The sequence below is a fragment of the Burkholderia multivorans ATCC BAA-247 genome (assembly GCF_000959525.1).
Taxonomy (GTDB): Bacteria; Pseudomonadota; Gammaproteobacteria; order Burkholderiales; family Burkholderiaceae; genus Burkholderia; species Burkholderia multivorans.
This window is the reverse complement of sequence record NZ_CP009831.1, coordinates 590,327-605,215: the sequence shown is the minus strand read 5'-3', so window position 1 is coordinate 605,215 and position 14,889 is coordinate 590,327. Positions and strand designations below refer to the sequence as shown.

14 protein-coding genes and 1 pseudogene are annotated in these 14,889 nt (G+C 66.1%); 7 read left to right on the top strand and 8 right to left on the bottom strand.

The window, feature by feature from the left end:
- Window positions 1-14: 14 nt before the first annotated feature.
- The 7 genes and pseudogenes from NP80_RS04980 to NP80_RS31660 form a co-directional block, all read left to right on the top strand.
- Window positions 15-1,343 (top strand): MFS transporter, encoded by a 1,329-nt coding sequence (locus tag NP80_RS04980; protein ID WP_035947854.1) that lies wholly within the window; start codon window positions 15-17, stop codon window positions 1,341-1,343.
- Between the two features lie 36 nt (window positions 1,344-1,379).
- Window positions 1,380-2,225: a transketolase gene (locus NP80_RS04975; protein ID WP_006411360.1), complete on the top strand. Its 846-nt coding sequence runs from the start codon at window positions 1,380-1,382 to the stop codon at window positions 2,223-2,225.
- The gene (locus NP80_RS04970) at window positions 2,222-3,220 is read left to right on the top strand and encodes a transketolase family protein (protein ID WP_035947847.1); all 999 of its coding nucleotides are present in this window, start codon (window positions 2,222-2,224) and stop codon (window positions 3,218-3,220) included. Before NP80_RS04975 ends, NP80_RS04970 begins: the two co-directional genes overlap by 4 nt.
- Window positions 3,221-3,380: 160 nt before the next feature.
- Entirely contained in the window at window positions 3,381-4,292 is a 912-nt protein-coding gene (locus tag NP80_RS04965) for a LysR substrate-binding domain-containing protein (protein WP_006404261.1), read from the top strand.
- A 133-nt stretch (window positions 4,293-4,425) separates the two neighbouring features.
- Window positions 4,426-5,742 carry an MFS transporter gene (locus NP80_RS04960; protein WP_006411365.1) on the top strand — a complete coding sequence of 439 codons (1,317 nt, stop codon included), beginning with the start codon at window positions 4,426-4,428 and terminating at the stop codon, window positions 5,740-5,742.
- Window positions 5,743-5,754: 12 nt separating this feature from the next.
- Window positions 5,755-6,996 (top strand): metal-dependent hydrolase family protein, encoded by a 1,242-nt coding sequence (locus NP80_RS04955; protein ID WP_045593144.1) that lies wholly within the window; start codon window positions 5,755-5,757, stop codon window positions 6,994-6,996.
- Between the two features lie 169 nt (window positions 6,997-7,165).
- Window positions 7,166-7,270 (top strand): annotated as a pseudogene (locus NP80_RS31660) (LysR family transcriptional regulator); the annotation flags it as partial.
- A 124-nt stretch (window positions 7,271-7,394) separates the two neighbouring features.
- Here the strand turns inward: NP80_RS31660 and NP80_RS04945 are convergent.
- The 8 genes from NP80_RS04945 to NP80_RS04915 all read right to left on the bottom strand — a co-directional run bounded on the left by NP80_RS04945 (window position 7,395) and on the right by NP80_RS04915 (window position 14,877).
- Window positions 7,395-9,257, bottom strand: coding sequence for a methyl-accepting chemotaxis protein (locus NP80_RS04945; protein WP_006411525.1), 1,863 nt, complete (start codon window positions 9,255-9,257; stop codon window positions 7,395-7,397).
- 129 nt (window positions 9,258-9,386) lie between these two features.
- Window positions 9,387-10,043: an OmpA/MotB family protein gene (locus NP80_RS04940; protein ID WP_035947998.1), complete on the bottom strand. Its 657-nt coding sequence runs from the start codon at window positions 10,041-10,043 to the stop codon at window positions 9,387-9,389.
- A gap of 40 nt (window positions 10,044-10,083) precedes the next feature.
- Complete coding sequence (locus NP80_RS04935) at window positions 10,084-10,848, bottom strand: flagellar motor protein (RefSeq protein WP_006397961.1); 765 nt, start codon at window positions 10,846-10,848, stop codon at window positions 10,084-10,086.
- Between the two features lie 26 nt (window positions 10,849-10,874).
- Entirely contained in the window at window positions 10,875-12,116 is a 1,242-nt protein-coding gene (locus tag NP80_RS04930) for a cyclic nucleotide-binding domain-containing protein (RefSeq protein ID WP_006411526.1), read from the bottom strand.
- A gap of 289 nt (window positions 12,117-12,405) precedes the next feature.
- A complete protein-coding gene (locus tag NP80_RS31375) occupies window positions 12,406-12,546 on the bottom strand; it encodes an HHHH-motif protein (protein ID WP_012467807.1) in 141 nt (46 codons plus the stop codon).
- A gap of 132 nt (window positions 12,547-12,678) precedes the next feature.
- On the bottom strand, window positions 12,679-13,446 hold the full coding sequence (locus NP80_RS04925; protein ID WP_006397959.1) for an ABC transporter ATP-binding protein: 768 nt from the start codon (window positions 13,444-13,446) through the stop codon (window positions 12,679-12,681).
- A gap of 31 nt (window positions 13,447-13,477) precedes the next feature.
- Window positions 13,478-14,191 (bottom strand): ABC transporter permease, encoded by a 714-nt coding sequence (locus NP80_RS04920; RefSeq protein WP_006411528.1) that lies wholly within the window; start codon window positions 14,189-14,191, stop codon window positions 13,478-13,480.
- Entirely contained in the window at window positions 14,188-14,877 is a 690-nt protein-coding gene (locus tag NP80_RS04915; RefSeq protein ID WP_006397957.1) for an ABC transporter permease, read from the bottom strand. Before NP80_RS04915 ends, NP80_RS04920 begins: the two co-directional genes overlap by 4 nt.
- Between the last annotated feature and the right edge of the window lie 12 nt (window positions 14,878-14,889).

Below are 14,889 nucleotides of genomic sequence, written 5' to 3'. Positions count from 1 at the left end.
CAGGAGACACGACGATGAAATCCCGATACAGTGCGCCGCCGCTCGCCGGCGACGCGATTCCGCTCACCGATCCGCCGACCTTCGAGGCGCGCACGTATGCGAAAGTCAGCCGCCGGCTGATTCCGTTCCTGATGCTCTGCTATCTCGGCGCGTACCTCGATCGCGTCAACGTCGGCTTCGCGAAGCTGCAGATGCTCAACGATCTGCGCTTCAGCGAAACCGTGTACGGGATGGGCGCCGGCATCTTCTTTCTCGGCTACTTCCTGTTCGAGGTGCCGAGCAATCTGATCCTGCACCGCGTCGGCGCACGGCGGTGGCTCGCGCGGATCATGCTCACGTGGGCCGTCATTTCGGCGAGCTTCGTGTTCGTGAAGTCGCCCGCCGCGTTCTACGTGCTGCGGTTTCTGCTCGGCGTCGCCGAAGCCGGCTTCGCGCCCGGCGTGATCCTTTACCTGACCTACTGGTATCCGTCCGCGCGTCGCGCCAAGGCGCTGTCGCTGTTCTTCATGGCGATTCCGCTCGCGGGCATCGTCGGCGGGCCGCTATCCGGCGCGATCATGCACACGCTGCACGGCGCGATGTCGATGGCCGGCTGGAAATGGCTGTTCCTGCTCGAAGCCTTGCCGTCGCTCGTGCTCGGCGTCGCGATCCTCCGCTATCTCGACGACGGCATCGCGCAGGCCAGGTGGCTCTCCGATCCGGAGAAGGCGCTGCTCGCGCGCAACGTCGCCGGCGACGAGGCGCACAAGACGGCGCACCTGTCGATCCGCGCATTCGTCGGCGATCGCCGGCTGTGGCTGATGGCCGCGATCTACTTCTGCGTCGTGCTCGGTCAGTACGGGCTCACGTTCTGGCTGCCGACGATCATCCGCAAGGCGGGCGTGTCGGACCCACTCTGGGTCGGCGTGTTCACCGCGATTCCGTATCTGTGCGCCATCGTCGCGCTGCCGCTGATCGGCATGAGCGCCGACCGACGCCGCGAACGTCGGCTGCATCTCGCGGTGCCGATGCTCGTCGCCGCCGCGGGCTTTGCCGCGCTGCCCGCACTCGGCAGCGTCACCGCGTCGATCCTGTGCCTGAGCATCGCGGCAGCCGGGATTCTGGCGTCGTCGTCGCAGTTCTGGTCGCTGCCGACCGCGCTGCTCGGCGGCGTATCGGCCGCCGCGGGCATCGCCGCCGTGAACTGCTTCGCGAATCTCGCGGGCTTCTTCTCGCCCGCGATCGTCGGCTGGCTCAACGATCTGACCGGCAAGTCGACCGCCGGGCTGATCTTCATCTCGGCCGCGGTCACGCTGGGCGCCGCGCTCGTATTCGCCGTGCCGGCCCGGTCCGTGAACCGCTGACGCGCCGGCCCACTTTCGACCTCACAGGAGCAACAGATGGATAGCGAAGTCATTACCGAAGACGTCGCGCTCGCCGAGCGCGCGTACCGGATCAGGAGAAACGCGCTGCGGATGGGCGAAGTGCAGGGTCAGGGCTATATCGGCCAGGCGCTCGACATCGCCGACGTGCTCGCCGTCGCATACTTCGGCGCGATGCGCTACCGCCCGCAGGACCCGGACTGGGAAGCGCGCGACCGCTTTCTGCTGTCGAACGGGCATTACGCGATCGCGCTCTACGCGGCGCTGTTCGAAGCGGGCGTGCTGCCCGCCGACGAGCTCGAGACGTACGGCAGCGACGACAGCCGCCTGCCGATGTCCGGGATGGCGAGCTACACGCCCGGGATGGAGATGTCGGGCGGCTCGCTCGGGCAGGGACTGACGATCGCCGTCGGCCGCTGTCTCGGCCTCAAACGCAAGGGATCGGACGCCTTCGTGTACACGCTGTTCTCCGACGGCGAGCTCGACGAGGGCGCGATCTGGGAAGGACTGATGTCGGCCGCGCACTGGCGGCTCGACAACCTGATCGCGATCGTCGACGTGAACAATCAGCAGGCCGACGGCCCGTCGACGCAGATCATGGCGTTCGAGCCGCTCGTCGACAAGCTCGAAGCGTTCGGCTGGTACGTGCAGCGCGTGAACGGCAACGACATCGACGCGGTCAAGCATGCGTTCGACAACGCACGCCGCCACGATCGGCCGCAGCCGCGCATCATCGTCTGCGATACGAAGATGGGGTGCGGCGTGCCGTTCCTCGAACAACGCGAGAAAAACCATTTCATCCGCGTCGACGCGCACGAGTGGCAGCTCGCGCTCGACGCACTCGAAGCCGGGAGACAAGCATGAGTACCGCCGCCCAGAAGCCGCGTCTGAAAACCTCCGCGATGATCGCGTCGATCGCGGCCGAAGGACAGCCGACGCGCGCCGCACCGTTCGGTCATGCGCTCGTCGAGCTCGCGCGCACGAAGCCGGACGTGATCGGCATGACGGCGGATCTCGGCAAGTACACGGACCTGCACGTATTCGCGAAGGCGTTTCCCGAGCGCTACTACCAGATGGGGATGGCCGAGCAGCTGCTGATGGGGGCCGCGGCCGGCTTCGCGCACGAGGGTGCGCAGCCGTTCGTGACGACCTATGCGGTGTTCGCGACGCGCCGCGCGTACGACTTCATCCATCAGACGATCGCCGAGGACAATCTCGACGTGAAGATCGTCGCCGCGCTGCCGGGACTGACGACGGGCTACGGCCCGAGCCACCAGGCGGCGGAAGATCTCGCGCTGATGCGCGCGATGCCGAACATGACCGTGATCGATCCGTGCGACGCGCTCGACATCGAGCAGATGGTGCCCGCGATCGCGGCGCACGATGGCCCGGTGTATGCGCGGCTGCTACGCGGCAACGTGCCGGTCGTGCTCGACGAATACGACTACACGTTCGAGCTCGGCAAGGCGAAACGGCTGCGCGACGGCAACGACGTACTGCTGATCTCGTCCGGCATCATGACGATGCGCGCGCTCGAAGTGGCGAACGCGCTGGAGGCCGATCGCATCGGCGTCGCGGTGCTTCATGTGCCGACGATCAAGCCGCTCGATACCGCGACGATCGTGCGCGAAGCGAAGCGCCCGGGCCGCATGGTCGTCGTCGCGGAAAACCACACGGTAATCGGCGGGCTCGGCGAAGCGGTCGCGCGCACGCTGCTTGCCGAAGGCGTCGCGCCGACGTTCCGGCAGATCGCGCTGCCCGATGCGTTCCTCGACGCGGGCGCGCTGCCGACGCTGCACGATCGCTACGGCATTTCGACCGCCACGATGGTCGCGTCGATCAAGCGCTGGCTCGGCTGATCGCGCAGCGGGCCGCGGTTGCGGCGCCGGGCGGCCGTCCGCCTGCGCCGCAGCGCGCACCCGACGCGCGGCTTACTCGTGGGGGAACGGGGCGCGGCCGGTTTGCTCCGAGGATCGTCCCCGTATCATGTCGGCACTGTCACCGATTCCCCTGCCCGCCATGCGCATCACGCCCCTGCCGCCCCTGCAATGTCTCGTCGCGTTCGAAGCCGCCGTGCGGCACGCGAGCTTCACGCGCGCGGCCGCCGAACTGCACCTGACCCAAAGCGCGATCAGCCGTCAGATCCAGCAGCTCGAGGAATTCCTCGGCCGCTCGCTGTTCGTCCGCGAACACCGTTCGCTGCGGCTGACGATCGCCGGCGAGCAATACGCGGCGCAGGTGCATCACCTGCTCACGCAATGCGCGGAAGCGACGCACGACGTGATGAAGCCGTACGGCGACCTCGAGCTGACGATCGCCTGCTCGTCCGGTGTGGCGCTGCTGTGGCTCACGCCGCGGCTACCCGACTTTCGCGCCGCGTATCCGAACATCAAGCTGCGGCTGATCGTGCGCGACGGGCTCGCGTCGATGTCGCCGGCGGAGTTCGATGTGGGCGTCTACTACGTACGTCAGCAGGCGCCCGCCGAATACACCGCGCGCCGCCTGTTCGACGAGGAAGTGTTTCCCGTCTGCGCACCGCGCTATCTGGCCGGACGCACGCTCGACGCGGCCGATCTCGCGAACGAAACGCTGCTGCGCCTCGAGGACGGTCAGCGTCAGTGGATGTCGTGGTCCGAATGGTTCGATCAGAACGACATCGACCGGCCGAAGGCGCAGCCGCAAGACATCACGATCAACTCGTATCCGCAGATCGTGCAGATGACGATACTCGGTCAAGGCGTGTCGCTCGGCTGGCGCTACATGATCGACGCCTGCATCGAGGCCGGGCTGCTCGTGCGCGTCACCGACGCATCGGCGAGCCACGGCGGCGGCTATTACGTGATCTCGCCGAACGACCGCGCGCAGAACCAGGCCGCGCGCCTGTTCTCGCGCTGGCTGTTCGAACAGGCGGAGCGGCAAATCGCGGCCTGAGCCGGCATGAGCGCGATGCATGCGTCCAGCGCATGCGTGCATGCGAATCTTTCGTTTCAGAAAAAAATCGCGCTGTCCTTAGCATGAGGTTCACGCGGGGCGCCCGTCCCGTCTTCTGACTGAGGAAGAGACCATGCAAGGAACGCTTTCCCCGCGCGCCGCGCCGTCCGTCGACGCGGCCGTGCAGCAGCGCCGCCGCGCCATCATCGCGACCGTGATCGGCAACGGTCTCGAATGGTTCGACTTCACCGTCTACAGCTTCTTCGCGGTGATCATCGCGAAGCTGTTCTTTCCGACCGGCAATGAACTGACATCCGTGCTGCTGACCGTCGCGACATTCGGCGTCGGGTTCTTCATGCGGCCGGTCGGCGGCATCGTGCTGGGCGTCTACGCGGACAAGGTCGGGCGCAAGGCCGCGCTGTCGCTCACCATCCTGCTGATGGCGTTCGGCACCGCGCTGATCGGGCTCGCGCCGACCTACGAACAGGCCGGCATCGCCGCGCCGATGCTGATCGTCGTCGCGCGCCTGCTGCAAGGGTTTTCCGCCGGCGGCGAAATGGGCGGCGCTACCGCGTTCCTCACCGAATACGCGCCGCCGGAAAAGCGCGCGTATTACTCGAGCTGGATCCAGTCGAGTATCGGCTTCGCCGTCTTGCTCGGCGCGGCGACCGGCACGTTCGTGACCACGTCGCTCGATACGCAGGCGCTCCATAGCTGGGGCTGGCGGCTGCCGTTCCTGCTCGGGATCGTCGTCGGGCCGGTCGGGTATTTCATCCGCAGCCATCTCGACGAGACGCCTGCCTTCAGCGCGGTCGAGGCGCAGGCGAAGGAGAGTTCGCCGCTGAAGGCCGTGCTGTCGACCTATCCGCGCGAGACGTTCGCGAGTTTTGCGATGGTCATCCTGTGGACCGTCTGTACGTATGTGCTGCTGTTCTATATGCCGACCTATTCGGTGCGCACGCTACATCTGCCGCAGTCGACAGGGTTTGCGGCCGGGATGGTCGGCGGCTCGATGATCATGTGCTGCTCGCCGCTTGTCGGCAGGCTCGCCGATCTGTGGGGGCGCCGCGTGTTTCTCTCCGGTGCGGCGCTCGCCATCCTCGCGCTCGCGTGGCCGATGTTCGCGTGGATCAATCATGCGCCGGGGTTCGTCTCGTTGATCGCGTTTCAGGCCGTGTTCGGTTTGCTGATCGCCGCTTATACGGGGCCGATTCTTGCCGCGTTCGCCGAGCTGTTTCCGACCAAGGTGCTGTCGACCGGCCTTTCCGTTGCGTACAACTTCGCGGTGACGATCTTCGGCGGCTTCGCGCCGTTTCTCATGACCTGGCTGATCGCCCGCACGGGCAGCAACATGGCGCCCGCCCTCTACGTGATCGTCGCGGCCGCGATCAGTTTCATCGGCACGCGCTTCGTGAAGGACACGAAGCGAACCGCTTTCGTCAATCGATAAGGATCTTTCTCCATGACCATTACCGTGCTTCAGGGCGGCAACGTGCTCGACCTCGAACGAGGCGTGTTGCTCGAACATCATCATGTCGTGATCGAGGGCGAACGAATCGTCGAAGTGACCGATCGGGCGGTGGACTTTCCGAATGCGCAGGTGATCGATGTGCGCGGGAAGACCGTCATGCCGGGATTCATCGATTGCCACGTGCACGTGCTGGCTTCGAATGCGAATCTCGGCGCCAATGCGACGCAGCCGAATATTCTCGCAGCGATTCGATCGTTGCCGATTCTCGATGCGATGTTGTCGCGCGGGTTTACCAGCGTGCGCGATGCCGGGGGCGCGGACTGGGGATTGATGCAGGCGGTCGACACCGGACTCGTTGCGGGACCGAGGATTTTTCCGTCGGGGAAAGCGTTGTCGCAGACGGGCGGGCACGGGGATTTTCGGCCTCGCGGCGATTTGCTCGAGCCCTGTTCCTGCTGCTTTCGCACCGGGGCGATTGCACGTGTCGTGGACGGCGTCGAAAGCGTGCGGCTCGCCGTGCGCGAAGAGATCCAGAAAGGCGCAACACAGATCAAGATCATGGCTTCCGGCGGCGTTGCGTCGCCGACCGATCCGATCGCCAACACGCAATATTCCGAGGACGAGATTCGCGCCATCGTCGACGAAGCCGAGGCCGCGAATACTTACGTGATGGCGCATGCGTACACGGGGCGCGCGATTGCCCGTGCCGTGCGATGCGGCGTGCGGACGATCGAGCACGGGAATCTCGTCGACGAGGCGGCCGCGCAGCTCATGCACGAGCACGGCGCGTTCGTGGTGCCGACGCTCGTGACTTATGATGCGCTTGCCAAACATGGCGCGGCGTTCGGGCTGCCCGCCGACTCCGTTGCAAAGGTGGCATCCGTGCAGCAGAAAGGACGCGAGTCGCTCGAAATCTATGCGAAGGCCGGCGTGAAAATGGGGTTCGGCTCGGACCTGCTCGGCGAAATGCACGCGTTTCAGTCGGGCGAGTTTCGGATTCGGGCGGAAGTGCTCGGGAATCTTGAAGCGCTCAGATCGGCAACGACCGTGGCAGCGGAGATCGTCAATATGGTGGGACAACTCGGCGTCGTGGCCGCCGGTGCCATTGCCGACCTCGTCGTACTCGACGGCAATCCGCTCGACGATATCGGCGTCGTGGCGGGCGAAGGCGAGCATATCGCCTGCGTGCTTCAGCGCGGGATGCTCGTGAAGACGCGCGACGGCAGCCGTTAATGCGTCGTTCGCGGCAGCATTCGGCCGTTCGAGCCACCTGAACCGCACACGCACGCGACATCCCTCGCCGCGCTACGGTCGCTTCCCGCGTCGTCGCGTCCCTTCAATACAATTCATGACGTGCCGCCATCTCATGCGCGGCCCACATGCATCGATCGAAGGGATTCAGATGACGCTCGCCCAGTTGCAGGCGCTCGCCGCCGTAGTCGAACTCGGCTCGCTGACGGCGGCCGCCGACCGGCTCAACCGCAGTCAATCCGCGATCGGCCATGCGCATCGCGCTGGAACCGCGCAGCCAGGAATACGCCCGCTTTCATACGCCGTGATGTAAAACGGCCGCCGTGATGCCACGGCGGCCGCTCTCCGGAAACGCGCGACGTCGGGCCGTCGCGCGCCGCTCATTCCTCCACCTTGAACGCCGAAACCAGCGTCGTCAGCTCCGCCGCCTGCTGCCGCAGGCTTTCGGCCGCCGCCGCACTTTCCTCGACCAGCGCCGCGTTCTGCTGCGTCATCTGATCGAGCGACTGCACCGCGTCGCCGATCTGATCGATGCCCGCGCTCTGCTCGAGGCTCGCCTCCGCGATCTCGCTCATCATCGCGCTCACGCCCTGCACTTGCGCGACGACATCGCTCATCACGCGGCCCGCTTCGGTCACGAGCTTCGATCCGACGTCGACCGTGCCCGCGCTGTGCTCGATCAGCGCCTTGATTTCCTTCGCGGCCTGCGCGCTGCGCTGTGCAAGGTTGCGCACCTCCGACGCGACGACCGCGAAGCCGCGCCCCTGCTCGCCTGCGCGCGCCGCCTCGACGGCCGCGTTGAGCGCGAGAATGTTGGTCTGGAACGAGATGCTGTCGATCATGACGATGATCTCGGAGATCCGCTGCGACGCATCGCTGATCTGCTGCATCGTGCTGACCACTTCGCCGACGACCTGCCCGCCGCGCGCGGCCGTCTCCGATGCGCCGTTGATCATCTTCGCGGCGGTCGTCGCCGTCTCCGTGTTGTTGCGCACGACGGCCGTGATCTCCTCCATCGACGACGCCGTACGTTCGAGATTGCTCGACTGTCCTTCGGTCCGTTCGCTGAGATCGGCGTTGCCGGACGCGATCTGCGCGGAGCCCGTCGCGATCGACGCCGATGCCGCGCGAATTCTGTGCACGAGCGTCGACAGCGACGACACGAAGCGGTTGAACGCATCCGACAGCTGTCCGATCTCGTCGGCGCTCTCGACCGTCATCCGGCGCGTGAGGTCGCCCTGGCCGCTCGCGATTTCCGACAGCAGCGTCGCCGCACGACGAATCGGGGCCGCGATCGCGCGGCCGACGAACCAGATCACGACGAGCGCGACGCCGAGCCCGACGACGGCCGCGACGAGCGCCGCACTGTGGATCGCGCGCGTGACGGGCCCGAGCAGTTCCGCCTCCGGCACTTCGACGACCACGTACGCGTTCAGCTCGGGCACGAACGACGTCGCGATGAATCGCTCGCCGCCGTCGCCGGCGTAGCTCAGGTAAGCATACGGCTTGCCGGCGAGCAGTACCGACGCTGCGCCGTCGGGCAGGCCCGGCGTGTCCTTCATGAAATGCTTGCCGTCGATCAGCGACGTATCGCGATGCATCATGATCGCGCCGTCCGGCCGCACCAGATACGCGAAACCCGTTTCGCCGATCCGGTACGTGGCGATCCCTTTCGCGAGCGCGTCGACGGACAGGCTCATGCACGCGGCGCCGATCGGCGTGCCGTCGAGTTCGATGCGGCTGTTGATGAACATCATGTAGCCGCCGACCGTCACCTCGTGGTCCATGTGCACTTCGAACGGCGCGCCGGACTGCAGGAAGCGCGTGAGCCACTGATCCTGGTCGGTCACCTTGCGCTGCAGGCCGGCTTCGTTGTAGTAGTTGCCGCTCTTCACCGACACCCATTGCACCGATGCGGCCTTCTGCTCGTCCTTCACGTTGCGCGCGAGCTGAATCCAGTTGCGCGTGCCCGCGTCGGGCTCGCCGTCGGCTTCCCACTGCAGCAGGAACGCATCGCGCGCGAGGATGCGCGACGCCGCGATCGGCCCGGCCAGCTGCCGCTGCACGTCCGCGCGAATGCCGTTGACGGCCGTCGGCAGCTCCTGATGGACGACGCGATCGCGCACGGCATCGCCGATCAGACGGATGCTGAGCCCGCTCGAGATCGCGACGAAGACGAGCAGGCAGCTCGTCATGCTGAGAATCAGCTTGTTCTGAATGGACAGCTTGCGCCAGAAATGCATGAAAAACCCTCGATGAACCGCTCGTATGAGCCAGTTCGGGTTATCGGCATGCGGGCGCCGAACCTCATTGCTGAATTTCGATGTTCGTCATATCGGATCGCTTATGTCGTCGACATGCCGGTGCCGGCATCAGTACGCGACGAAGATCGTCACGCGGCGATTGCGTGCGCGCGACGACGCGTCGTCGCCCGCGACGAGCGGCTGCGTATCGGCGCGGCCGACGGCCGCGAGCCGATGCGGCGCGATGCCCCGCTCGGCGAAATAGCGGACGACCGCCCCCGCACGCGCGGACGACAATTCCCAGTTCGATTCGTACTTCGCGTTCGCGATCGGCACGCTGTCGGTGTGCCCTTCGACGAGGATGTCGCCGGTCGCGTGCGGACCGAGCGCCTGCGCGATCCGCTCGAGCACGGGCAGCGCATCCGGCAGCAGGTGCGCATCGCCGACATGAAACAGTATCCCGGCGTCGATGCCGATCTCGATCCCGTGCGGCGCTTGCACGAGCGAGATGCGGCCGCCAGCCTTCAGCGCCTCGAGCTGCGCGACCCATGCCGGCACACGCGCAGGCGCCTGCGGCTCGGCCGTGCGCGCGACCGCATCGTCAAGCCGCGCGCGCGTCCGCTCGCGCGCGTCGAGCGCGTTGACTTTCGCGAGCTGCAGCACGTACAGCGCGAGAAACAGCACCATCAGCGTCGTGATCAGATCGGCGTACGAGATCAGCCAGCGTCCTGACTGCGTGCCTTCGGCGTCGTCGTCGTCGCGCTCGGCGTCGGTTCGTGCGTTCATCGCCGCGCTCCCGGTGCGCACGCCATCGCGATTGCGCGCGTCATGCGAGCGACTCCGCGGCGCGCGTCCGCACGTCGCCGGTCAGCCGCGTTTCGATCGTATGCGGCGACTCCTTGCGCGAGATCGCGAGCAGCCCGTCGAGATACAGCTTGCGAAACCGCAGCTCGCTGTCGACGTGCGCACGCAGTTTCCCGTACAGCGGCAGAAACACCAGATTCGCGAACGCCAGGCCGTACAGCGTCGCGACGAATGCGACCGCGATGCCGGGCCCGAGCTGCGCGGGTTCGAGAATGTGGCCCGTGACCTGGACGAGCCCGAGCACCGAGCCGAGAATCCCGAACGTCGGCGCATAGCCGCCCGCCTGCTGCCAGACGCGTGCGGCCGCGAGGTGGCTGCGCTCGTACGCATCGAGTTCGCGTTGCAGCGCATCCTCGATCACGGCCGTCGACATGCCGTTCGCGAGCAGTTCGAGCCCGCGCCGCGCGAACGGATGAATGCCGGTCACGTCCATCGATTCGAAGGCGAGCAGCCCCTCGAGCTTCGCGCGGTCGCCCCATTCGAGCAGATCGGACAGATGCTTGCGATCGGCGGCCGTCGCGCGCACGAACGCGAGCCGCAGCTGCTTCACCGCATCGACGAAGCGCGCCCACGTGTTCTGGATCATCACCGCGCCGAGCGTGCCGCCCAGTACGATCACGAACGCTTCGAGCTGAAACAGCGTCGCCAGATGTCCGCCTTCGAGCGTGAAGCCGAATACGATGGCCGCGCCGCCGAGCAGCACACCGGCCAAGGTCAACAGATCCATGTCGTTTCTCCCTGTTCCGATGCGCGTCAGGCGCCCGATTCCGGCGTCGGCACCGCGCCGGCGGCCGGCGCCTTCGCCGCGCGCACCGCGTCGAGCAGACGCCGCTCGATGTCGTCGACTTCGACCGGATCGACCTTCAGGTCGCGGCGCATCACCCACGACACCTCGTTGCGCCGCACTTCGGTCATCACCGAAAACAGCCGGTCGGCCACGGCGCGATCGTCGACATTCGCGATCAGCTTCGCGAGGTCGTACGTATCGAATGCGCTGACGATCTCGAACAGCGTGCGCTGATCGACCCACACGAGATCTTCGAGTGCACGCACGTCGGCCGAGCGCCGCGCATCGCGCCGCGAAAAATATGCGACGCCTTTGCGTTCGACGAAGCTCAGCACCTTCGACTTGCGGAACGCGAACACGTCGTCGGCGATTTCGCCGTGCGCGAGCTTGTTCAGCAGCAGCTTGCGGTCGACGCCGATCAGCGATTCGAGATCGGCGAGCTCGATCAGCTCCAGTTCGCTGTTGATCGACAGGTCGAGATCGTGATCGGCGACCTGCTGCGCGCGATCGACGATGCGCGCCGCGTCGAACGTGACGACCTGACGCGCGTCGGCCGACGCCGAATGCTCGAGCGCGACGCCGCCCGCTTCGACGGACGCGGCTTCGATCGTCACGAGGTTCAGCTTTTCCATGCGGCGCAGCATCGCCATCACGTGCGGACGCGAATGGCCGGCAATCGCCCGGCATTTGCGGATCACGTCGACGAGCGGCACCGAGGCCTGCTCCGCCTGCACGTGCAGCGGCCGGCGCGCCCACGTGTCGCCCGTCTCGCGCGCGGTGCCGTCGCCCATCAGCGCGAGCACGTGCGCATACGACAGCACGCCCGGCATGAAGTCGGCATGCGTGTAGGTCGCGAGCTGATCGTCCTTGCGCTTCACGCGGCGAATCGACGTGCGCACGATATGGCGCAGCAGCGCCGATACGCGCTCGATCTCTTCGTCGAGCACGCTCGTCGGCACGACGGTGAGCTGGCAGAACGACAGCGCCTTCGCGGTATGCGCGCGCGGCTCGACCGCGAGCAGCGCGGCTTCGCCGAAGAATTCGCCGCGCCCGAGCGTCGCGAGCACGACGCGCTGGTCGTCGCAGCGCGTGGATAGCTCGACCTTGCCGTCGGCGATCAAGAAGATGACGGGTTCGCCGGCGTAACCCTCTGCGTAAATGATTTCGCCGGGCGCGGCCGTACGCGTCCACGATTGCTGACGATTCAAGTCTGATTCCCCTGCTGCGCTGATTGTTGTCGGCCGCACGTCGCGTGTTCAGACACGTCGATCGTCAGTCGTCCCCGTGGCCCCGTTTACGTCATCGGCGCGCGCGTTCTTTAGCGGAATTGCGCGCGATTCGGCGAGATCTCGACATCAAACGTTTGCGCGGCCGGCAGCGTGCAACGTGCGGCGCGACGTTGAAAGCCCGGTGTCGGTTGCGGCAGGGAAAGCGCGCGCCGTCACGCGACTGCGCGCCTCGCGCGCGACGGCCCGGTGTGCACCGGGCCGTGCGTCGTCAATGCACCCAGCGGCACATCCGATGATGGTGGTGGTGATCGAAATGGCACACGCGGTGCGCGTGAGCTTCGGCAAGTGCCGGCGCGAGCACGGCACAGGCGACTGCGGCGGCGGTGAGGATCTTCGCGATGCGTTTCATGGTCGTCTCCCGATCGAGTCAGCCGGGCGATCCGGCTGCTGTCCGGTTAACGCGGCAAGCGTGCAGTCGGTGCACCGCCGCCGCCCGCGATCGACGCCATGCGACGGCGGGCGACACAAGCTTTCGCCGCGCTTACTTGAGACGTCCCGACAGGAATTGCCCGAGCCGTTCGCTTTTCGGGTTGACGAGAATCTGCTGCGGATCGCCCTGTTCCTCGATCTTGCCCTGATGCAGGAAGATCACGTGATTCGACACGTTGCGCGCGAAGCCCATCTCGTGCGTAACGACGACCATCGTGCGGCCTTCTTCGGCTAGCGCCTGCATCACCTTCAGCACTTCGCCGACGAGCTCCGGGTCGAGCGCCGACGTCGGCTCGTCGAACAGCATCACCTCGGGCTCCATCGCGAGCGCGCGCGCAATGGCGACGCGCTGCTGCTGGCCGCCGGACAGATGCGACGGGTACATGCCTTCGACGCGCGCGGGCAGGCCGACCTGCTCGAGATACTTGCGGGCGCGCGCGACCGCTTCGTCCCTTGCGATCCCGAGCACCGCGATCGGCGCTTCGATCACGTTCTCGAGCACCGTCATGTGCGCCCACAGATTGAAGTGCTGGAACACCATCGCGAGCTTCGTGCGCATGCGCTGCAGCTGCTTCGGATCGGCGACGCGCAGCGAACCGCTGCTGTCGCGCACGGTGCGGATCGGCTCGGTGCCGATCGTGATCTGCCCCGAGCACGGCTGCTCGAGAAAGTTGATGCAGCGAAGAAACGTGCTCTTGCCGGAGCCGCTCGAGCCGATGATGCTGATCACGTCGCCGGCCTTCGCCTTCATCGTGACGCCCTTCAGGACTTCGTTGTCGCCGAACTTCTTGTGCAGGTCCTCGACGATGAGCTTGTACATGCGTGTGTTTCCTTTCGAATGCGTGAACGTGTCAATGGCTGCGCGGCGACAGATACGCGAGCCAGCGCGCCTCGAGCTTGCGGAATGCCCAGATCAGCGCGAACACGACCACGGCATAGATCACGGCCGCGATCCCGTACGCCTGGAACGACATGTAGGTCGCCGAGTTCACGTCGCGCGTGACTTTCAGGATGTCGGGCACGGTCGCGGTGAACGCGAGCGTCGTCGCATGCAGCATCAGGATCACTTCGTTGCTGTAGCTCGGCAGCGAACGGCGCAGCGCGGACGGCAGGATCACGCGCGTATAGAGCTTGAAGCGCGACATGCCGTACGCCATGCCGGCCTCGATCTCGCCGGACGGCGTCGCCTTGATCGCGCCCGCGAAGATCTCGGTCGCGTACGCGGCTTCGTTCAGCACGAACGCGAGCAGCGTGCAGTTCATCGCGTTGCGGAAGAACGCATCGAGCAGCACGTGGTCGTGCACGACCTGCAGGCTGTAGATCCCGGTGTAGCACATCAGCAGCTGCACGTAGAGCGGCGTGCCGCGGAACACGTAGGTGTAGAGCCACACGGGCCCGGCGATCCAGCGATTCGACGAGGCGCGGGCGATCGCGAGCGGCACCGCGAGCGCGAAGCCGAGCACGATCGACACGACGAGCAGCCACAGCGTGATTGCAAGGCCGCTGAAGCGGTAGCCGTCGGTATAAAGATAGTTCTGCCAGTACTGGCTGACGAGTTCGATCACAGTGCAAGCCTCCGGACGCCGACCGAATAACGCTTCTCGAGGTGGTGCAGCACGACGTTCGACACCGTCGTGATCGCGAGGTAGATCGCACCGGCCGCGAGCGTGAAGAAGAAGAAATCGAGCGTGCTCTTGCCGGCGTCCTGCGACGCCTTCACGACGTCCGCGAGGCCGATGATCGATACGAGCGCGGTCGCCTTCACGAGCACCTGCCAGTTGTTGCCGATGCCCGGCAGCGCAAAGCGCATCATCTGCGGAAACAGGATGCGGCGAAACACGCGCCAGCCGCCCATTCCGTACGCGAAACCCGCTTCGAGCTGACCGCGCGGCACCGCGAGGAACGCGCCGCGGAACGTTTCGGTGAAGTAGGCGCCGTAGATGAAGCCGAGCGTCACGACGCCGGCGAAGAACGGATCGATGTCGATCTGTTGCCAGCCGAGCAGGTCGGTCACGTTGTTCAGCAGGATCTGGATCCCGTAGAACAGCAGCAGCATCAGCACGAGGTCGGGCACCGCGCGGATCAGCGTCGTATAGAACGTGCCGACTGCGCGCAGCACGCGGTTCGTCGACAGTTTGGCGGCCGCGCCCGCGAGGCCGAGCAGCAGCGAAGCGGCGAGCGACAGCACCGCGAGCTTCACGGTCTCGACCGTACCGGCCCACAGCAGCGGGCCAAATCCCTGGAAAATCATGTCGGTTCCATC